A 20,820-nucleotide genomic window follows, 5' to 3' on the forward strand; every position below is an offset into this window, starting at 1 on the left:
CTGAAAAAATTGGCGGGGCTAGCATGACCTATCCCCGCCGTATCCGTTTAGTGACGGAAATGGCGCATGCCAGTAAAGACCATTGCCATGCCATGTTCATCGGCAGCCGCAATTACTTCTTCGTCACGCATTGAGCCGCCAGGTTGAATCACAGCCGTAATACCCGCTGCTGCAGCTGCATCTATGCCATCGCGAAACGGAAAAAATGCATCTGAGGCCATCACTGAACCTGCTACTTCTAAATTTTCATCAGCCGCTTTGATACCAGCAATTTTAGCACTATAAACTCGGCTCATTTGACCCGCGCCGACTCCAATTGTCTGGTTGCCTTTACAATATACAATGGCATTCGATTTTACATACTTTGCCACTTTCCAGCAGAATAACAAGTCGTTTAGCTCTTCGGCAGTCGGTTGTTTTTTAGTGACCACTTTTAAGTCAGCTTCGGTGACCATACCCTGATCCCGATCTTGGACTAATAAACCACCGTTAACACGCTTATAATCAAAACCTGATGTTTTATTTTGCCATTGGCCGCAGGCTAATAAACGGACATTTTGTTTTGCTTTAATCACTTCAGCTGCTTCAGCAGACACCTCTGGTGCAATAATGACTTCAACAAATTGGCGTTCGATAATGGCGGCAGCAGTCTCGGCATCCAAAGTTTGGTTAAATGCAATAATGCCACCAAATGCAGAGGTTGGATCTGTCTGATAGGCTTTATCGTAGGCCTGCAGTAAGTTTTCACCTAATGCAACGCCACATGGATTAGCATGTTTTACAATGACACAAGCCGGTTGCTTGAACTCTTTAACACATTCTAACGCCGCATCTGTATCTGCGATATTATTGTATGACAGGGCTTTGCCTTGCAATTGAGTTGCACTGGCAACAGAAGCTTCTTGGCTTTCTTTTTCAACATAAAAAGCCGCTTTTTGATGGCTGTTTTCGCCATAGCGTAAATCTTGTTTTTTAATAAACTGACTATTGTAAGTTCGTGGGAACGGACTTTCGTCTGCTTTTTCGCTGTGGTAGTCAGGCACTAAACGACCAAAATAGTTGGCAATCATGCCATCATAAGCGGCTGTGTGTTCAAATGCTGCAATCGCTAAATCAAACCGGCTTTGATAGCTTAAGCTATTATTGTTTGATTGCATTTCAGTCAGTACGCGCTGGTAGTCATTGGCATTCACAACTATGGTGACATCTTTATGGTTTTTAGCTGCCGAACGAACCATAGTAGGGCCGCCAATATCAATGTTTTCAATAGCGTCTTCTAACGTGCAGTCAGGTTTAGCCACAGTGTTTGCAAAGGGGTATAGGTTCACTACAACCATATCAATTTGCTCAATGCCATGCGCTTGCATAACTTCAGCATCTTGCCCACGACGACCTAAAATACCGCCATGAACTTTGGGGTGCAGAGTTTTGACTCGGCCGTCCATCATTTCAGGAAAGCCAGTATAGTCAGATACTTCAACGGCTGGGATTTGATTTTCTTTTAATAATTTATAGGTCCCGCCGGTTGATAAAATCTCAACACCAGCTTGGTTTAAGGCGGAGGCAAATTCCACAATACCAGTTTTATCTGAAACACTAATTAAAGCGCGCTTAATCGGGCGTGCATTGTCCATTTTATGTACCTTTATACGATAAATTAAAACAAAAAAGCACCCTTAGGTGCTTTTAAATAAACAAAAAAAATTTTAGTTCATGCCGTATTTTTTAAGCTTTTTACGCAAAGTACCACGGTTGATACCTAAAATGTTAGCTGCACGAGTCTGGTTGCCTCGAGTGTAAAGCATGATTTCTTCTAATAATGGTGCTTCGACTTCTGATAACACGATTTCATAAAAGTCATCAATGTCCTGACCGTTTAATTGTGACAAGTAGTTAGTCACTGCCTGCTTTACAGAGGCGCGCAAAGGTTTTTGCGTTTGTTCTTGCGATGGGGTAACAGTACCAGTAACTAATTCAGGAGAAACATTTTGATCGAACATATTAACTACTCTTCTCTTTTAAAGTGATTAAATTATCAAAAAAATCTGTCAGACTTTGAAGCTGTCCAACGGCATCATCGATGGCATTAAAAGCCCGTCTATATTGATCGCTGTTAGGGATCTGCTTTAAATACCAGCTCACATGTTTACGCGCCAGACGATATCCTTTTTCTTCACCATAAAATTTATGGATCTGGGCTACGTGGGACAGAACCATTTCAGCAATTTGCGGCAATGGCGGTCGCTCTGGTATTGTTCCGTCCTCTAACAGCTGGCAAATCTCCTGAATTAACCAGGGATTGCCTTGAGCGCCGCGACCAACCATAACGGCGTCAGCGCCCGTAAATTCTTTTACAGCTTTTGCTTGCGGTGCCGAGCAAATATCCCCGTTTGCAATAACCGGAATATTAATTGCCTGTTTAATGGCGCGTATCGTTTGATATTCAGCACGGCCTTTAAACATACATTCGCGAGTACGACCATGAACAGCGAGCGCTTGAATACCAGCCGCTTCCGCGATACGCGCAATTTCTACACCATTTTTATGTTGTTGTGACCAACCCGTTCTAATTTTTAAGGTCACAGGTACGTTAACTGCGGCCACAACTGAAGTTAAAATTTGCTCAACTAATTTAGGGTCTTGCAACAAAGCTGACCCCGCGAGCTTTTTATTCACTTTTTTGGCTGGGCAGCCCATATTAATATCAATAATTTGTGCCCCGTTCTCAACATTGAACTGGGCTGCGGCTGCCATTAGCGCCGGATCACTGCCCGCGATCTGGACGCTTTTGATACCTTTTTCTTGTTTCAGGTCCATTCGTGCTTTCGATTTGTCTGTATCCCACACTTGCGGATTACTCGATTGCATCTCACCTGTTGCTAAACCTGCGCCTAAATCTAAACAGATATGACGAAAAGGTTGATCTGTGACACCGGCCATCGGCGCTAAAAAAACTGGACTTAAAATTTTATGTGCGCCTATCTGAATCATCTTAGTCAACTGGTTAAAAGTGCATCACCTGAAAAAGGCGGGCTAGTTTACGGATTTTTTGGCAGGCTGAAAAGCTTAATTTTTAATCAGTTTGAAATTTTTTTTTGTCAAGGGGGAACAGAATAAATATTTCAGTTTTATGAAGGTTAAAAATGATCATGAATTGCCACCTATGTTAAAAAAAAGCGTTATTTTTTATTTTTTGTAATAAAATGTACAGATAACAAAGTTTAACAGTTTATTGATCTTGCTGATCTAAGATTAAATCGAGCTTATTTTGGGAGGTTATTATGAACTTAAAACAAACAGCATTTGTGCTCACAGCATCTATATTAATTACCGCTTGTGATGATGATATTGACTATCATGTTGGCGTCGATCCTCATCATTTACGTATTTATAAAGACGATCAGCAATTATCCTGTCAACCAGACTCTGGCATTTCTATTCGCAGCCATGCGTTGGAATTGGCCGAGCAAAATATTACGATGCATTGCAGTCAAAAAGGAACTGATGGATTTTCTTATCCTCAATCCTGTGGCTCCGAAACTGGCAGTATTAATATTTACACGATACACACAGAAGATTTGGCCGCTGCAAAAGCGCTCGGTTTTGAACGCTTGAGTAAATTACCACAAGCGAGTTTAAATAATTTGTGTGAATATCAAGTGATCTCGGACCAGCGAAAATATTATCTAATGCATGATATTAAAGCGAATTTAGATATTTGGCAGCAGGCGCAAATCAATGACTATCATTATAAAATACAAACGGCATATCAGGACTGTTCTGAGAACTCTAAAAATGGTCACTTTCGTGTGCAAGTTGAAAATGGCCAAATCACCGAAGTAATGGACTTGGCTGATAATAGTATATTAAATGATATCGACGATTTTTATACAATGGAGGAGTTGTTAAACGAAATTAAGCTATCTTTTTGGATGTCTCCTTTTGCCGCGGGGAAAAGTGTGCAAGAAGTGCAGAAGTTACCTCATTACAGTGAGCTAGGGGTCATTCAAAGTGTTTATTATGATAGTGGTACCTCTGCCTGTGATGCCCCTTACATACAAATATCTGAATTTACCCCGCTTAATTAACGTTAGTTTTAAATCGCCTCATCATTAATCCAAACCCACATAAGTTACGTATTAAATGAACTTGTGTGGGCTAGGTCTCAAAATTCAAACAACTACCGAACTCACCCAATTTACACAGGTCAAGCAAGGAAAGGAATAAAAGGAAACCACTATGCAAGTTAAATTGATTTACGTTTGTTTGTTTTGGTTATTATTAGTCTCTGGTCAAGCGATTGCTGCTGCACAAATGTCGGTTAAAACGCCGCCGGAGAATTTGTTTGATGTACTAAGTGCACGGGCAAAAAATTTAGCCGCTCAACCTTATCAGGCGGTCTCTAAAATAGAGCAGGCTGTGCTAAATGATCTTGACTATTCAGCCTATCGAGCAATCCGTTTTAAAGCGGACACTGCATTGTGGGCTGGTCAAAAACCGTTTGAAGTGCAATTTTTCCATCCAGGCTTTTTATATGATCAACCCGTTAAAATCGTTCGTATTAATGGCCGTGGTGAGCGCTTTACAGTACCTTTTGATCCTGCCAGTTACCAATACGATGGACCTGCAGCAGGTGCTGGTGATGCGTTGAAACAAGCCGGTGATCAAATTCAGTTAGGGCATGCCGGATTTCGTGTGCATTTTCCGTTAAACAATCCAACCTATAAAGATGAAGTGATTGTTTTTCAGGGGGCTTCTTATTTTCGTCTGGTGGGGCCAGGCCAACAGTATGGTTTATCGGCACGGGGCCTAGCGATTGATACCGCAGAGGCCAGCGGCGAAGAATTTCCAACATTTACTGAGTTTTGGTTGTTAGAACCAGACGAGCAAAGCAATGAATTGGAAATTTACGCTTTGTTAGATAGCCCCTCAATCAGTGGAGCTTATCATTTTATTTTGCAACCCGGTGTCACTACCGAGGTTCAAGTAAAAAGCCAATTGTTTGCCCGCGAGGATATTAACAAATTGGGTGTAGCACCGTTAACCAGTATGTTTTTACATGGTGAAAACCAAGCGCACAAGGTAGATGACTTTAGACCTGAGGTACATGACTCTGATGGTTTATTGGTTCTGTCTGAGCAGGGGGAATGGACTTGGCGGCCGCTCACCAATCCGAATGGGTTACGGGTAAACGCCTTGCAATACGAAAACCCTAAAGGTTTTGGTTTATTGCAGCGGGATACCGAGTTCGGTCATTATTTGGACGCCGAAGCCCATTATGGCGAGCGTCCTGGGCTTTGGGTTGAGCCGACTGAAAACTGGGGAAAAGGGCATGTTGAGCTGGTTGAAATTCCTACCGAGAGTGAAACAAACGATAATATAGTCGCTTATTGGGTGCCGGAAACGCCACTTAATAAAGGTGATAGTTTTTCTTTTAATTATCGTCTAACGACAGTCGCAGGTGCATTGTCTCAACAAACGCTTGGTCAAGTCACTCGCACACGCATAGGTTGGGCGGCCTTACCAGGCATGGATAATCCGCCGCCACAAAGTGAACGCCAATTTATCGTTGATTTTAATGGTGGGGCATTAGCTGATTTGCCTAAACAATTACCAATTCAAGCCAAGCTAACGCTGAGTAATGGCAGTTATAAAGATCTACAAGTTAAAGCATTACCGGGTGACGCTGGCTGGCGCGCTGCGTTTAAGTTAACACCCGATGAAGAACTGCCAGCAGATATGCGTTTGTCTTTACACTTACGGAATAAAGCAATTACAGAGGTATGGAATTATGTCTGGTATGCAAGCGACTTTGAAGAATAGAACCTCTGCGCGTCAGCAGGTTAAGATCCCAGTACTCTGGCTGCGCCGCACAGTATTTTTAGTGCTCGTCGTAGCCACCATGTTGACGGGTATTTGGCTCATGTTTGATATTTTACAGGCCAACGGGACCAGTATTTTAGAATTGAGTTTGTTGGTGTTGTTTGCAATCACTTTTGCATGGATTTCAGTGGCCTTTTGGAGTGGTGCTCTGGGATTTATGATTCAATTATTGCGGCGAGACCCATTAACATTGAAACAGTTTAAAGCAACAGCAGCGGTTTCTGAAGGGCGTCTGAAACAAGCTAAAACCGCGATCGTAATGCCTGTCTATAACGAGGATACTGAGCGTGTAATGGCGGGGTTTGAAGCATGCTTTCGCTCCCTTGAACAAACCGGTAAATTGGCAGGTTTTGATTTCTTTTTATTAAGTGATACTCAAGATCCTGAATTGGCTGAACGAGAAAAAGTTGAGTGGCAAAAATTTAAACATAGGTTAGGTGCCTCGTTAGCCAAAAAAGTATTTTACCGTCGGCGGGAAAATAATGTCGGCCGTAAGGTGGGTAATCTTGAAGACTTTTGCTGCCGGTGGGGACAAGATTATGCCCATATGTTGGTATTGGACGCAGATAGTATAATGACTGGCAAATGTATTTTGCGGCTAACATATGCCATGCACCACAATCCAGAAGCAGGTTTGATTCAAACAGTGCCGATACCTGTCCGTCAGGACACATTTTTTGCCCGTTTTTTACAGTTTGCTGCGTCTTTATATAGTCCAATGTTAGCCACTGGGCTGGCATTTTGGCAAGGTGATGCAGCAAATTATTGGGGTCACAATGCGATTATCCGTACCCGCGCATTTATTGATTATTGCGGGTTGCCACCATTAACAGGCAAAGGGCCTTTCAGTGGCGATATTTTAAGCCATGATTTTGTTGAAGCTGCCTGTTTACGTCGAGCTGGTTGGCAAGTGCTTTTATTTGCCGAACTAGAAGGGAGTTATGAAGAAGTTCCTAGTAATATGTTAGATTATGCAGTGCGCGACCGTCGCTGGGTACAAGGTAACATCCAACATTTAGCCCTTTTGCCTAAAAAAGGTTTTTTTTGGATGAGTAAAGTTCATTTTTTATTAGGCGCCTTGGCTTACATTACTTCATTGGTATGGCTTCTCATGTTGGCACTTTCAACGGTTGATGCGGTTGGGCGTTCTCTTACCAGTAATGACTTTTTTATCAGTGCCTACCAGCTGTTTCCGAGCTGGAAAATTGCCAAAACCGAGTTGATATACGCTTTATTATATTTCACTGCGAGTCTGCTGCTGTTGCCTAAGCTGATGGGGATCATTATTGCCCTCTTGTATCATCGCCAAGCTTTTGGGGGCACGATAAGATTATTATTAAGTGCCATGGTTGAAACCGTATTTGCGATTTTAATTGCACCCATCATGATGGTCTTTCATGCGTACTTTGTCGTCTGTGTATTTGCCGGTAAAAAAGTTAGCTGGAATTCACAAAGTCGAGAAGGGCGCATGCTAAATTGGCGTGAGGCGTTTATTTATACTCGATGGGCGACTTTAGTCGCTGTATGTTGGGGCGCAGTCGCTTGGTATTTTGCACCTGTTTTTTTCTGGTGGATGTTGCCGGTTTTATTAGGTTTAGTCTTGGCGGCACCAATCTTACGCTATTCGAGCAGTTTAACGTTAGGGCTGTTATTTAAAAAAGCGGGCCTGTTTATGATCCCTGCTGAATATAAACAGGTACCTGTGATAGAGGCGGTTGCGAAACATTTGCAAATTTTGCGTCAGCAGGATGAACAAACAGTCGATCAAGCATTCCAATTGCCTGCCGAACGGCATTGTAAAATGCCACAGCAAAACTTTAACCAAATTTTAATTCAATAAGGAGTAAATCGTATGGCAACTGTGACATTAAAAGGTCAGCCAATTCAAACTCAGGGTGAACTCCCCAAAGTAGGAAGCAAATTGCCCGAGTTCACGCTTGTTAAAGGGGATTTAAGCGAAGCAAATTTAGCTGAATTTAAAGGCAAAAAAATTGTGTTAAACGTTTTTCCATCGGTGGATACTGGCACCTGTGCTATGTCTGTTCGCACCTTTAACGAACAAGCAACTGAGCTAGAGGATACCCGAGTTCTTTGTATTTCGGCTGATTTGCCTTTTGCCCAAAACCGATTTTGTGGTGCTGAAGGCATCAAAAATGTAGCGGTTTTATCAGGATTTCGGTCATCATTTGGTGATGATTATGGGTTAACCTTTAATACAGGCCCATTAAAGGGCCTGTATTCTCGATGTGTTATTGTCGCCAATGAGAACGGTGAGGTTTTATATACTGAGCAGGTTGCAGAGACGGCAGATGAGCCAGATTATCAAGCGGCTTTGGCAGCTCTTAAAAACTAACATCAATAGGCCACCAAATTTGGGTGGCCTATTGATTTTTTAAACCAGCATATTGTCATAATTGCCAGCTAGAAAGTCACTGATGTTGTTAGCGATTTGATTTAACAATCGCTGACGCGCTTCTAAAGTTGCCCAAGCGGTGTGCGGGGTTATGGATAAATTATCAAGTCTTTTTTGTAAAAGAGGGTGTTCTCTTGGTGGTGGCTCAACTGACAAACCATCCAATAAAGCGGCTTGAATTAGGTTATCTTGTAGTGCTTGGCATAAATCATGTTCGTTAATTAAACCACCACGGGCGACATTCACTAAAATAGCGTCTGCTTGCATACGCTCTAAAAATGCTCGGTTCACCATATGCATATTTTGCTCTGTGAGTGGGCAGTGCAGAGAAAGTATGTCGGCCTGTTCAACCACTTGCCAAAAAGGTGTCCGGCCAGCACGAAGTTCATTTTCACCTTGTCGCTCTGCGATTAGCACTTGCATGCCAAAAGCTCGGCCAATGTTTGCAGTTGCTTGGCCTGTATCGCCATAACCGATAATGCCTAAGGTTTTGCCCGCTAGCTCAAAAGTTGCATAATTAAGCAAAGAAAAATTCCGGCTGCGGACCCACTCACCGTTAAAGCTGGTGCGATTATAATCGCTAATTCTGCTCGCCCAGTTTAATAACAACGCAAATACATGTTGTGCGACACTATCGGTTGAGTAGCCTTTGACATTGCAGACTTTCACACCTGCTTTTTGACACGCTTGCAAATCAACGTTGTTATAGCCAGTTGCTGCCACACAGACTAATTTAAGTTGCTTAGCGAGCGCCAGCTCAGCTTCACCGATAACCACTTTATTGGTGATCACTACATTCGCATTTTCTAGTGCAGCAGCTGGATTTTGACGGAACTCATCAGACGAATAGCGGTCAATAGAAGTTGCAGTTTTGTTAATAAGTTGATAGTCGAGTTCACCCAAGGTGTCGGCATCTAAAAAGCTAATATGCATAAAAATTTACTCATCTGTTAGTCGAATGTCACTTTTGAGTCTAACATATGCATAATATAACAATAAAACAGGATGTGTTTATGTTTGTTTCTACGATTGAATTTACAGTTGATCCGGCCGCTTTGCTGCAGTTTATGGATGCCATTTTAGAGCAAGCGGAAGCGACATTAAAAGAGCAAGCTGGCTGCCATCAGTTTGAAGTCAGCCAATGCCGACAAAACCCTAAGCTATTTTTTTTGTACTCTCGTTTTGACAGTGAAGCAGATTTTCAGTGTCATTTAGACAGTCCACATTATTTATGTTTTACTAAACAAACGAATCAGTGGGTGATACGCAAACAAATAAGAACCTGGTTTGTTTGTTAACCTAACTTAAATTAAAGGACGTCTACTTTGATCTTTACAATAATTGGTGCCGGTTGGTTAGGTCATCCGCTTGCTTTGCAGCTACATAAAGCGGGGCATCAAATAAAAACCACCACTCGAGATGAAACTAAACGACGAGGTTTAATTCAACAGGGCTTAGCCTGCGAGCAGTTATCACTGCAGGCGGATACTGACTTTACCGCGCCAGTATTTGCCGAACTAATGCAAACCGACTGTTTGATCATCACTTTGCCACCCGGCATTCGTCATGGCAAAGGAGAAGCTTATTTAACAATTATCAAAAGCTTGCTGGCGGTCGCTGATAAAAAAAAGGTGGCAAAAGTATTATTGACTTCATCAAGCGGGGTTTACCCTGAACAGGATAAGTGGATGGATGAGGAAGCTGCTTTCCCACATAATGAAAAAGCGCGTTTATTGTTGGCTGCAGAATCTTTAGTTGCTGCACGACAAGGCGATTATCTTATTTGCCGTTTAACTGGGTTATTTGGCGGCCAGAGAGATCCCGCGCGTTTTGTTAAGCGCATGAGTCAGTTAAATAAACGGGCGATCGCTAATATGTTGCACCAAAAGGAAGCTGTCGCTGCTATTTATTTTTTATTACAACAAGAGATTAAAAACCAGTGTATTAATATTAGCAGCCAAATCCCAGTGACTAAGGTTGATTTTTACCAGGCTGCGATTGCCCGTTCTGATGTTACAACTGAATTGCCTCCGTTAGTTGACGGGGCAGTGGGGAAGTGTATTTCAACGGCAAAGTTAGCTGGGCTTGGTTACTCTTTTATTTTTGCTGATGCAATTGCGGCGTTAGCAGCAGAATAACAACTGCCACTAACGCTTGTGGTTATTGTACTGGGCTACCGTATAAATCTATTTCGGTGATAGACCAGGTCTGTTTAGGGCTACCATTGGTTAATACAAAACGAATGTATTGAGCCGTTTTACCCAAAGTTTGATTAACTCGGCGTGGACTTGGTGATATGTCTTGAGCCACTCTTTCCCAGGTTTTTCCATCATCCGAAAACTCAATGTCAAATGAGCGTGCGCAACGCCAATTCCATTTTCGGCAATCCATTTCAACTTGGCTTATGTAGTATTTTTGTGGCAATTTGATTTGTAGCCACATGCCAATTTTTTGCAGTTCGCCACTATCCCATTTACCCCAACCTGTTTTGCCGTCGACTAGATTTTTAAAACCTGTTGGATTATGGCTGGCGCTGAATTGCCACTGAGCTTTATTCGTCAGTTTGTGGCCATATTTTTGCTCTAATTCAGGCAAAGTCCAAGGGCTTCTACGTTGGTCGTTTTTACGCAATTCAGCAATTTGCTCGGCCGTGACCATGCTGGCTTGATTGCCAAAGTTATTTCTAATATAGGTCAGCACGTCTGCAAGCCACAGGTCATCATTGCTGGCCAATGACGCCATGATAACACCAGCATAATTTTCACCTTCAATTGGACCCGTTAAACCATCTAAAGCAATACGCCCCAGCAAAGCTAGATTTCCCTGTACCCTGGGGTTGTTTTTAAATGAGGGGGCCAGCAAGCTGTTTCCTGCCGGGGTACCTAAACCATCTTTTCCGTGGCAGTTGGCACAAAGAGAATTAAAATGCTGTTGGCCGCGCTCAAGGGCCTCGGCCAAAGCTTTGTTGCCTTGCGCCAGTTTGGCTTTGGCTTGCTGCTCTTTAATTTGATACTGCATTGCCGTATCTATGGCTTTGACGCCTTTTTTGTTAGCATATCGGGCCAGTACTTTGGTTCGAATTTGAGCTCTTTTATTTTCATCGGCCGCAACATAAAACGCTGACAATAAGATCTGTTGGGCAAGTTCTACATCTGCCTTTGGCAATAATTTGAGCCAATGATCTATCATTTGCTGATTATTGTTATTGACCAGTTGTTCTGAAATACGCACTGCAGCAACCCGAACAACTGAACTGGCATCATTAAAAGCTTGCTCCAATAACGATTGATCAATGATGCCAAGGCCTTCTAATGTCCACAGGGCATGTAGGCGAGCGAGCGGTTCGTTATGCGTACGAGCCATGGTTTTTAAATCTGGCACTATGCTGTGATCGCCGGCTAATACCATAAGTTTTTGTGCATTTAACCGCCACCATTGATTTGGGTGGGATAAGTAGCTAACTAACTCTGCAGGTGACTTTTGATACAACCTAGGTTGTTCTCCGCGTTCAACACCGGGTTTGGTAACACGATAAATACGCCCCCGTCCTGTGATGTCATCTAAACCAAATTTTTCTATAATTTGGCGTAGATATGATCCGGGTTTGGTCCAGTTTCCTTCTTGAATAATACCACGGTACATATCAACTAAATAAAGGGTGCCATCAGGGCCTGTTTCACTCCAGACTGGGCGAAAAGCACTGTCGGTTGAGGCAATAAACTCTTTTTTCTGAGATTGATAAGGGTGGCTGATCACTGAATACCCATCATGGCGAGTGATTTCAGCGCGGCGGATCAGGTGACCAACTGGCTCGGGAGCAATATAGTTGCCATATAGTTCAGGTAGTTTATCACCGAGGTAAATGCTCTGGCCTGCGATACCTGTGAACCTATCTAAAGTATTGTCGTCTCTTAATCTAGGCAAACCACCTTGCACATCTGGAATATGCTCAATTGGGAAGATTTCATTAAAGCCGTCAGTTGTTTCGCCTTTGACTGGAATACCGCCATAAACGGTTGGAAATTGAAAGCTAAATACAGGCTCCTCTGCGCCCGCGGCTGAATAATATAAACGCCCCTCTGCATCCTGACCTAGACCCCATTGGCCGCCACCAAAACGCATGTTTTCGGCTATCACTTTGTCGCCCTGAATTTTATATCTACGGTTTGTATAGGTGACGTATATCCAGTTATCGATTCCCCAAATTAACCCACTGGGTTGGTGTTCCAAGTTGCCGCCTCTTTTGCCACCTTTAAAAGCGATTGATTTTTTGTCAGCTACCCCATCACCATCAGTATCCTCCAGCAATAAAATATCGAAGGTATTGGTTTCGCGAACTAAAATTCGTCCATCTTCTAATGGCAATATCATTCTGGGTAGCAGGAGTCCATCGGCAAAAATAGTATACTTATCCATGGTGCCGTCGTTGTCGCTATCAATCAGTCGCTTGATCCGGCTAGTGGCTTGCATCTGCCCTTTGCCATCTAAATCTTGCATGTAGGTTAACATTTCAGCGACGTACATACGGCCATTGCCGTCGAAGGTTGCGAGTACAGGTTCTTCAACCATAGGTTCGTGGGCGACTAGCTCCATGATATAGCCATCTTGAAGTTGCATTGTGGCTAAAGAGTCTTGTGGTGTTAAACCCTTAATAGGGCCACGCTCGTGTTTTTGATGATAGGCAGCACTATGCCCACCCGTATGTGTTTGAGCGCTGCCAGAATCTGTTATCTGCTGGTTCTGGCAGCCAATCTGTGCAGAAATGGCCAGCACTAAACTAATGGTAAAAACGATTTTTTTCATTATTGTTTCTCAGTGACTATGATATATATGAAGCGTTTAATAAACAGATGTTAGTTTGATTTTATGTTAATTGAATAAAGTTAACAATGTTTGATGGGGTTTTTTAACAATAGATACGATAATAACGCTCAATTTAAAAAATTGAGCGTTTTAACCTAAATTAAATCACGGTTATGGGGGTGGTTTAGATTTAATACTGGGCCTGCCGGAATGATTTGAGTGGGATTGATCTGTTTGTGACTGTAATAATAGTGGCATTTTATGTGGTCAAAATTAACAGTTTCACGAATATCCTTGTATTGATATAACTCACGTAAATAATTTTGCAGATTAGGGTAATCGGCAATGCGTTTTAGATTACATTTAAAATGATTGACATATACAGCATCAAATCGAATCAAGGTTGTAAATAATCGCCAATCGGCTTCTGTGAGCCTGTCATCAACAAGATAACGGCTTTCCGACAGTCTTAATTCAATATTATCTAGCGCATTAAAAAGTTCAGTCACTGCATCTAAATAGGCGGTTTGAGTAGTTGCAAAACCCGCTTTATAAACGCCATTATTAATTTTATGGTAAACAAAATCATTAATTTGGTCTATGTTATGGCGTAGCTCGGTCGGATAAAAATCCTCTTGGTTATTGGTGATATGATTAAAGGCGGAATTAAAAATCCGCATAATTTCACTCGACTCATTGTTTACAATGGTCTGTTCTTTTTTATCCCATAAAACAGGCACAGTCACTCGAGTGGTGATCTCAGGATTGGTTTTGGTATAAAGCTGATGTAAATAATCTAATTGGTAAAGCTTATCACCAGTCGCGCCTGGATAGTGCTCGAAGCTCCAACCTTGAGCTAACATTTTAGGGTTGACTACAGAGACGCTGATATGAGACTCAAGTGATTTAAGCTGACGCATGATCAAGGCCCTGTGTGCCCATGGACAAGCAAGTGACACATATAAATGATAACGGCCAGACTCGGCAGAAAATTGATCACTGTGACTGGTACTAATTGTTTTTCTAAATTGAGATTCTGAACGAACAAATTTACCACCGTGGCTTTTGGTATCATACCATTGGTCATGCCATTGCCCATCTATTAACAAGCCCATACTATCACCTTAATTCCTGTTGAAAAATTCCTAATCGGTATTTTCGATTAAACAAAATACTTTTACTGACTTTAAATTATCATCATTTAGCTCAATACTAATACTGTGTTCAACGCAGATAGTTTACTTAAATCAGGAGAATAAGATGTTAGTCAATAAAGAAGGTTCTAGAGTTCCAAGTGTTGAGTTTGTTGTTAAAGCTGAAGAAGGTTTTAAGCACGTAAAGTCAGATGATATTTTTAATAATCGTACGGTCATTGTTTTTTCATTACCAGGCGCTTTTACGCCAACTTGTTCATCGACTCACTTGCCTCGCTATAACCAGTTAGCGGATGTGTTTAAGCAACAGGGTGTTGACGAAATTTTATGTGTATCTGTTAATGATACTTTTGTAATGAATGCTTGGGCAGCCGACCAGGAAGCCGATAAAGTCACTTTGATCCCTGACGGCAATGGCGAGTTTACTGATAAAATGGGCATGTTAGTTGACAAAGCAGATTTAGGTTTTGGTAAACGTAGCTGGCGTTATGCAATGTTAGTTAAAGACGGCGTTATTGATAAAATGTTTATTGAACCAGAAGTTGAAGGCGACCCGTTTGAAGTGTCTGACGCCGATACAATGCTGAAATATATCGCACCGGATTTAGCCGTTCCTAAGTCTGTTAGCTTGTTCACTAAACCAGGATGTCCTTTCTGTGCGAAAGCGAAAAAGTTATTGTCTGACAATGGCTATCAGTATGAAGAAATTTTGCTCGGTGACAGCATTGGTTTAACCAGCTTAAAAGCCGTTTCTGGCCGCGACACTGTTCCACAAGTTTTTATTGATGGTCAGCACATTGGCGGTAGTGACGATTTAGAAGCTTATTTTGCTAAATAAAGTCAATGAGTAAAGATAAAAAGCCGGCTGGTCTAACCGGCTTTTTGAACTGGGGTCGGCTTTCACGCCTGATAATGTTAGCAGGCCGCAGCTTCTCGTTTTTCGCACGCCAGCAAAGTATTCTCAATTAACTTAGCAACTGTCATAGGGCCAACACCGCCCGGCACAGGAGTAATAAAGCCAGCTCGTTCTGCGGCTTTATTAAATTCTACATCACCGACTAAGGTGCCATCTTGCTGCCGATTAATACCAACATCAATCACAATGGCCCCAGGTTTGATCCACTCACCCGGAATAAAACTCGCTTTACCAACAGCCACTACTAAAATATCTGCGCGTCGTACGTGATTTTCTAAATCTTTCGTAAATCTGTGAGTGACAGTTGTGGTGCAGCCAGCTAATAATAACTCTAGGGACATTGGGCGACCGACAATATTGGACGCACCAACCACAACGGCTTCCGCGCCTGTGATATCTATTCCAGTGCTCTCGAGCAAGGTTATAATGCCAAAAGGTGTGCAAGGGCGCAGATAAGGAATACGCTGCGCAAGTCGACCGATATTGTATGGATGAAAACCATCAACGTCTTTTTCAGGCGCGATGCGTTCAATAATAGATGTCGCATCTAACCCTGCTGGTAACGGCAGCTGTACTAAAATACCATCTATCTCTGGATCTTCGTTTAGAGCATCAACCTGAGCGAGTAATTCTTGCTGACTGGTCGTTGCTGGTAGGTCAAATGATTTTGATACAAAGCCGACTTGCTCACAAGAGCGACGTTTGTTGTTGACATAAACTTGTGAGGCCGGATCGGCTCCCACTAATACTACAGCGAGTCCGGGCGCTCGTTTGCCTTCGGCGAGCCGTTTGTCCACTGCAATTTTTACTTGTTGTTTTACCGATTGAGCAATGCTTTTTCCATCAATAATTTGCGCTGTCATGTATCTGTCTTCTCTATATCAGGCGTTGGCCGAAAATGGGTATATGGTACACGATTTTATTTTTTATTCAGCTTGTTGTTTCAGCAAATATAAAAAGTCGAGTGCTTGTTTGGCTGTCATATTATCTGGGTCACAATTTTTTATATGATTGACTATTGGATGCTCTGGCTGTGGCATTGGGTTTAATTCGCCTTGAGCTGCGGTATCTGGTTCTTTGCTTAAGGTTTTGTTATTTTCTAATTGATGCAGTTTTTGTTTAGCCAGATGAATCACATTTTGTGATACCCCAGCCAACTTAGCGACTTGAAGGCCGAACGAGCGATTGGCGCTGCCTTCTTTGACTGAGTGCATAAACGTAATGTGATCGCCTTCTTCAACTGCATCTAAATGTAGGTTTATTACGGCTGGGTAGTCGTCTGCGAGTTGCGTCATTTCAAAATAATGAGTTGCAAACAAAGTGTAAGCTTTTACCGATTTGGCTAACTCAACTGCCACCGCCCAAGCTAACGATAAACCATCATAAGTGCTAGTGCCACGGCCAATTTCATCCATTAAAATTAGACTATCGGCACTGGCATTATTTAAAATATTTGCCGTTTCAGTCATTTCAACCATAAAAGTAGAGCGGCCACTAGCCAGATCGTCTGACGCACCGATTCGCGTAAAAATTCTATCAATAGGACCAATAACCGCAGTGGCAGCTGGTACATAACTGCCAATATAAGCCATAATGCAAATTAAGGCAGCCTGGCGCATGTAAGTTGATTTACCGCCCATATTCGGGCCGGTAATAATCTGTAAGCGCCGCTCCTCTGTGCAGCTAAGTGGGTTTGCAATAAAAGGTTCACTGCTTAATTGCTCAACAACAGGGTGGCGGCCTTCGGTAATTTCAATGCCGCGACTCTGGCTATATTCGGGGCGAACATAATTATGGATGAGGGCAATTTGTGCCAAGTTATTTAATACATCCAGCTGCGCGACTAAGTCGGTTAATTCTTGCAGCTCGCTAATATGAGGCTCAAAAAAACAAAAGAGTTGTTCGTAAAGTTGTTTTTCCAGTGCTAATGCTTTGCTTTGGGCTGTTAGTACTTTATCTTCTAGAGCTTTTAGCTCTGGCGTAATAAAACGCTCTGCATTTTTTAAAGTTTGTCTTCGAGTATATTCAACGGGTGCATTTTGTGCTTGCGCTCGGCTAATTTCTATATAAAAACCATGAACCTTGTTATAGCTTACTTTCAAAGTATTCAGTCCAGTGCGTTCACGTTCGCGCTGTTCAATTTGCTGAAGCGTTTCTTGGGCACCCGAACTCAACCGCCTTAATTCGTCTAATTCTTCGTTGTAGCCTTCAGCTAGCACCCCCCCGTCTCTAACGACAACGGGTGGGTTGTCAACGATTGCCTGAGTCAATAGCTGATAGAGTTTGGGAAAGGTATTAATTGTGTCTTGGTAGCGAATTAATATTGGGTTTTGGGTAAAAGCTAAGCTGTCTTTGATGCTGGGTAGACAGCCAAGCGCCGAGCGCAAGCGCGAAAAATCACGTGGCCGAGCACTGCCAAGGGCAATTCTCGTGACTATGCGTTCAATATCGCCTACTTGTTGAAAATTTTGACGTAATTCTTGATAAATATCTGCCTCTAATAAGCTTTCTATCACATCAAGCCGCTGTTCTAATATTTGCCTATCTCTAATTGGCTGCACCAACCAGCGCTGTAATAGGCGGGCTGCCATTGGTGTGGCTGTTTGATCTAGGATATCAAATAGCGATTGACCTTTAGCACCTGATAAACTTTGTATGATCTCTAAATTGCGTAAGCTAATCGCATCCAGATAAACTTTGTCATCTAACCGTATGACTTGCAGACCACGTAAATGCGGGATAGCTGATTTTTGAGTATCCTTGATATATTGTAATATAGCGCCAGCTGCCCCTACGCCGGCGTGATTTTGCTCAATTCCAAAACCTGTTAGATCCCGCGTTTTAAATTGACGACAAAGTTGACGCGCTGCGGTATCGCTTGCAAAATCCCATTCCGGACGCCTTTTAAGCCCTTTAATGCTTTCAATTAAATCAAGTTGAGCAAAAGTATCCGGATATAAAAGCTCGGCTGGCTGCCACTGCTGTAAAATGGCTTGCAATTGCTCACGAGAAGCTAATTGCCCAACTGCAAAACGACCAGATGTTATATCTAAACTGGCAATACCAAACTGTGCTTTACCCGTTTCAACAACGGCCATTAATAAGTTATCTCGGCGACCTTCTAATAAAGATTCTTCGGTAATGGTTGCTGGAGTTAATACCCGCACTACTTTTCGTTCAACCGGACCCTTGCTAGTCGCTGGATCGCCAATTTGCTCACAAATGGCAACCGATTCACCCAATTCGACTAAACGCGCTAAATAATTGTCGACTGCGTGGTAAGGCACGCCAGCCATTGGAATTGGGGTACCTGCTGTTTTTCCTCTATGGGTTAACGAAATATCTATCAGTTCAGCCGCCTTCTTAGCATCATCAAAAAAGAGCTCATAAAAGTCACCCATCCGGTAAAATACTAAAATATCTTTGTATTCGGATTTTATTGTTAAATACTGGCGCATCATTGGGGTGTGTTGACTCAGCGACTGTTCTGAATAAATATCTGTATGCATAAAGGTTCTATTTGGCCGAAAGGAGAATTTTAAACATGTTAAGCCAATCGATTTTAAACGGCTCAACACAATGTGGCGCTATTTTAACGCAATATGGGCTATCAATTGCAACTGCAGAATCATGCACCGGTGGTGGGATTGCTTATGCTCTCACCGAAATCGCCGGTAGTTCAGCTTATTTTAAACAATCCGTTGTGACCTACAGCAATCAGGCAAAACAAGATCGTTTGCAAGTTAATGCAGCAACTTTGCAAAAATATGGTGCGGTGAGTGAGCAAACAGTGAGTGAAATGGCTATGGGATTGTATCAATTAAGCCACTGTGACCTTGCGCTAGTGACCAGCGGAATTGCTGGGCCGGGTGGAGCAACGGCTGACAAACCTGTTGGGTTAGTGCATTTTGCTTGGTTGTGGCAAGGAGAACAGTTGAGCTTATCTGCTGAAGTTTTTAGCGGGAATCGCAGCCAAGTTAGATCCAATGCAATTGAATATGCGTTGAATAGAGCGCATCATTTATTAAAAAATTATACAGCAAATAAAACTTGATACTGTATGGTTAACCAGTATACTTAGCAGAATTGAACGATTTAAATGATGGAGTGAGCCATGAGTGATAATAAACAAAAAGCCCTGAGTGCGGCACTTGGGCAAATAGAGCGCCAGTTTGGTAAAGGCTCTATTATGAAACTAGGTGATAATCAGGCGCTAGATATTGAAAGTATTTCTACTGGCTCACTGAGCTTAGACATAGCGTTAGGAATTGGTGGTCTGCCTTGTGGTCGAGTGGTCGAAATTTTTGGCCCTGAATCTTCAGGTAAAACAACCTTAACATTAGAAACCATTGCCGAAGCGCAAAAAGCAGGTAAAACCTGTGCATTTATTGATGCAGAGCACGCCCTTGACCCCTTATATGCTGAAAAACTGGGTGTTAACATTGATGAATTATTGGTTTCACAGCCGGATACAGGTGAACAAGCGTTAGAAATAGCCGACATGCTGGTTCGTTCAGCGGCCGTTGATGTCATTATTGTTGACTCGGTTGCTGCGTTAACACCAAAAGCTGAAATCGAAGGGGATATGGGGGATTCACATGTTGGTTTGCAAGCCCGTTTAATGTCACAGGCACTGCGAAAATTAACAGCAAATATCAAAAAGTCGAATACTTTATGTATTTTTATCAACCAAATTCGTATGAAAATTGGTGTGATGTTTGGTAACCCAGAAACCACAACAGGGGGTAATGCGTTAAAATTCTACTCATCTGTTCGTTTGGATATTCGCCGCACCGGTGCCATTAAAGACGGTGACGAAGTGACAGGTAGCGAGACGCGTGTAAAAGTGGTTAAAAACAAAGTTGCACCACCATTTAGACAAGCTGAATTCCAAATTTTATATGGCCAAGGGATCTCTAAGCAGGGTGAGTTATTAGACCTTGGTGTAAAAGAAGGTTTAATTGACAAATCAGGTGCCTGGTACAGTTACCAAGGTAATCGCATCGGTCAAGGTAAATCCAACTGTATTAAATTTTTATTAGAAAACACAGCAATGGCAGATGAAATTGAGGGTATCTTACGTGACCGCTTGTTACTTAAAACGAAAAAAGAACAAGTAGTGGAAGATGTTGCTAATGAACAGGATCAGGTTGAATAAATTACAGCGCGTAAACGATTTATAACCTAATAAAAAACCGCCGTGTGGCGGTTTTTTATTATGAAGCATTTTTAGTTTTATTTAACTGAGCTCGAAGAAAAATAAGTTGTGTAAATCTACTGGCAGGTGTACACCTGCTTACCGTGAAAGCTTAATCTATAGGATTGGAGAGGGCGTTCCCCGAAATGCCGCTTCGGGTCTAGCCCTTGAACCGTAAAGTTCAAGGCGGAAAACAACCGTCTGCCGTAGGCTTCTCGGTACATGCCGAGCTTGCTCAATAGCAGACAAGATGTGATCCTGATAAAAAAGTATCGGCTCAGGGACATAACCCAAATAGCCAACACCTCAGGGAACATAATTAAGATAATGCTGTATAGCGAGGCGCGCACTTTAACATGTCAAAAACGAATTGCAAGCGCTAGCAGACTAGATTCGCTTGTGACTGGTGGCCTTTCGTTTGCAATGATAACATACACAGAGTTTTTTAATATTA

At 42.4% G+C, this 20,820-nt stretch carries 17 protein-coding genes and 1 other RNA gene; 9 read left to right on the forward strand and 9 right to left on the reverse strand.

Features of this window, described 5'->3' with window-relative positions:
* Positions 1-47: 47 nt before the first annotated feature.
* The 3 genes from purH to dusB all read right to left on the reverse strand — a co-directional run bounded on the left by purH (position 48) and on the right by dusB (position 2,988).
* Positions 48-1,634 carry a bifunctional phosphoribosylaminoimidazolecarboxamide formyltransferase/IMP cyclohydrolase gene (gene purH / locus C727_RS0104660; protein ID WP_017444465.1) on the reverse strand — a complete coding sequence of 529 codons (1,587 nt, stop codon included), beginning with the start codon at positions 1,632-1,634 and terminating at the stop codon, positions 48-50.
* Between the two features lie 72 nt (positions 1,635-1,706).
* A complete protein-coding gene (gene fis / locus C727_RS0104665) occupies positions 1,707-2,000 on the reverse strand; it encodes a DNA-binding transcriptional regulator Fis (RefSeq protein ID WP_017444466.1) in 294 nt (97 codons plus the stop codon).
* Position 2,001: 1 nt separating this feature from the next.
* Positions 2,002-2,988, reverse strand: a complete 987-nt coding sequence (gene dusB, locus C727_RS0104670; protein WP_026052566.1) for a tRNA dihydrouridine synthase DusB — start codon at positions 2,986-2,988, stop codon at positions 2,002-2,004.
* A 293-nt stretch (positions 2,989-3,281) separates the two neighbouring features.
* Here dusB and C727_RS17965 point away from each other — a divergent pair, with 293 nt between their 5' ends.
* The 4 genes from C727_RS17965 (at position 3,282) to tpx (ending at position 8,236) form a co-directional block, all read left to right on the forward strand.
* Positions 3,282-4,088, forward strand: a complete 807-nt coding sequence (locus C727_RS17965; protein WP_017444469.1) for a DUF6174 domain-containing protein — start codon at positions 3,282-3,284, stop codon at positions 4,086-4,088.
* 151 nt (positions 4,089-4,239) lie between these two features.
* Positions 4,240-5,823 carry an OpgD/OpgG family glucan biosynthesis protein gene (locus C727_RS17970; RefSeq protein WP_017444470.1) on the forward strand — a complete coding sequence of 528 codons (1,584 nt, stop codon included), beginning with the start codon at positions 4,240-4,242 and terminating at the stop codon, positions 5,821-5,823.
* On the forward strand, positions 5,792-7,723 hold the full coding sequence (gene mdoH, locus C727_RS0104690) for a glucans biosynthesis glucosyltransferase MdoH (RefSeq protein ID WP_017444471.1): 1,932 nt from the start codon (positions 5,792-5,794) through the stop codon (positions 7,721-7,723). The genes C727_RS17970 and mdoH overlap by 32 nt, the downstream gene beginning before the upstream one ends.
* A 12-nt stretch (positions 7,724-7,735) precedes the next feature.
* A complete protein-coding gene (gene tpx / locus C727_RS0104695) occupies positions 7,736-8,236 on the forward strand; it encodes a thiol peroxidase (RefSeq protein WP_017444472.1) in 501 nt (166 codons plus the stop codon).
* 39 nt (positions 8,237-8,275) lie between these two features.
* On the opposite strand, the gene C727_RS0104700 is transcribed toward tpx, so the two are convergent.
* A complete protein-coding gene (locus C727_RS0104700; protein WP_017444473.1) occupies positions 8,276-9,229 on the reverse strand; it encodes a D-2-hydroxyacid dehydrogenase in 954 nt (317 codons plus the stop codon).
* Positions 9,230-9,309: 80 nt separating this feature from the next.
* Between C727_RS0104700 and C727_RS0104705 the strand changes: the two genes are divergently transcribed.
* Both C727_RS0104705 and C727_RS0104710 read left to right on the forward strand, forming a co-directional pair.
* Positions 9,310-9,594 (forward strand): putative quinol monooxygenase, encoded by a 285-nt coding sequence (locus C727_RS0104705; protein ID WP_017444474.1) that lies wholly within the window; start codon positions 9,310-9,312, stop codon positions 9,592-9,594.
* A 27-nt stretch (positions 9,595-9,621) separates the two neighbouring features.
* Positions 9,622-10,434, forward strand: a complete 813-nt coding sequence (locus tag C727_RS0104710; RefSeq protein ID WP_017444475.1) for an NAD(P)H-binding protein — start codon at positions 9,622-9,624, stop codon at positions 10,432-10,434.
* Between the two features lie 22 nt (positions 10,435-10,456).
* On the opposite strand, the gene C727_RS0104715 is transcribed toward C727_RS0104710, so the two are convergent.
* Both C727_RS0104715 and C727_RS0104720 read right to left on the reverse strand, forming a co-directional pair.
* Positions 10,457-13,099 (reverse strand): DUF7133 domain-containing protein, encoded by a 2,643-nt coding sequence (locus C727_RS0104715; protein WP_017444476.1) that lies wholly within the window; start codon positions 13,097-13,099, stop codon positions 10,457-10,459.
* Between the two features lie 155 nt (positions 13,100-13,254).
* Positions 13,255-14,214 carry a glutathione S-transferase family protein gene (locus tag C727_RS0104720; RefSeq protein ID WP_017444477.1) on the reverse strand — a complete coding sequence of 320 codons (960 nt, stop codon included), beginning with the start codon at positions 14,212-14,214 and terminating at the stop codon, positions 13,255-13,257.
* Positions 14,215-14,359: 145 nt separating this feature from the next.
* Between C727_RS0104720 and C727_RS0104725 the strand changes: the two genes are divergently transcribed.
* On the forward strand, positions 14,360-15,091 hold the full coding sequence (locus C727_RS0104725) for a glutathione peroxidase (RefSeq protein WP_017444478.1): 732 nt from the start codon (positions 14,360-14,362) through the stop codon (positions 15,089-15,091).
* Positions 15,092-15,168: 77 nt separating this feature from the next.
* Here C727_RS0104725 and folD read toward each other — a convergent pair whose 3' ends face one another.
* Positions 15,169-16,032 (reverse strand): bifunctional methylenetetrahydrofolate dehydrogenase/methenyltetrahydrofolate cyclohydrolase FolD, encoded by an 864-nt coding sequence (gene folD, locus C727_RS0104730; RefSeq protein WP_017444479.1) that lies wholly within the window; start codon positions 16,030-16,032, stop codon positions 15,169-15,171.
* A gap of 63 nt (positions 16,033-16,095) precedes the next feature.
* Positions 16,096-18,678 carry a DNA mismatch repair protein MutS gene (gene mutS, locus C727_RS0104735; protein ID WP_017444480.1) on the reverse strand — a complete coding sequence of 861 codons (2,583 nt, stop codon included), beginning with the start codon at positions 18,676-18,678 and terminating at the stop codon, positions 16,096-16,098.
* 35 nt (positions 18,679-18,713) lie between these two features.
* Here mutS and C727_RS0104740 point away from each other — a divergent pair, with 35 nt between their 5' ends.
* Both C727_RS0104740 and recA read left to right on the forward strand, forming a co-directional pair.
* On the forward strand, positions 18,714-19,223 hold the full coding sequence (locus C727_RS0104740) for a CinA family protein (protein WP_017444481.1): 510 nt from the start codon (positions 18,714-18,716) through the stop codon (positions 19,221-19,223).
* A 60-nt stretch (positions 19,224-19,283) separates the two neighbouring features.
* The gene (recA, locus tag C727_RS0104745; RefSeq protein ID WP_017444482.1) at positions 19,284-20,327 is read left to right on the forward strand and encodes a recombinase RecA; all 1,044 of its coding nucleotides are present in this window, start codon (positions 19,284-19,286) and stop codon (positions 20,325-20,327) included.
* Between the two features lie 173 nt (positions 20,328-20,500).
* Here recA and ssrS read toward each other — a convergent pair.
* Positions 20,501-20,682: non-coding RNA, 6S RNA (gene ssrS, locus C727_RS19295), on the reverse strand.
* Positions 20,683-20,820: the final 138 nt, after the last annotated feature.

This window comes from Gayadomonas joobiniege G7 (assembly GCF_000300815.1).
GTDB classification, from domain to species: Bacteria; Pseudomonadota; Gammaproteobacteria; order Enterobacterales; family Alteromonadaceae; genus Catenovulum; species Catenovulum joobiniege.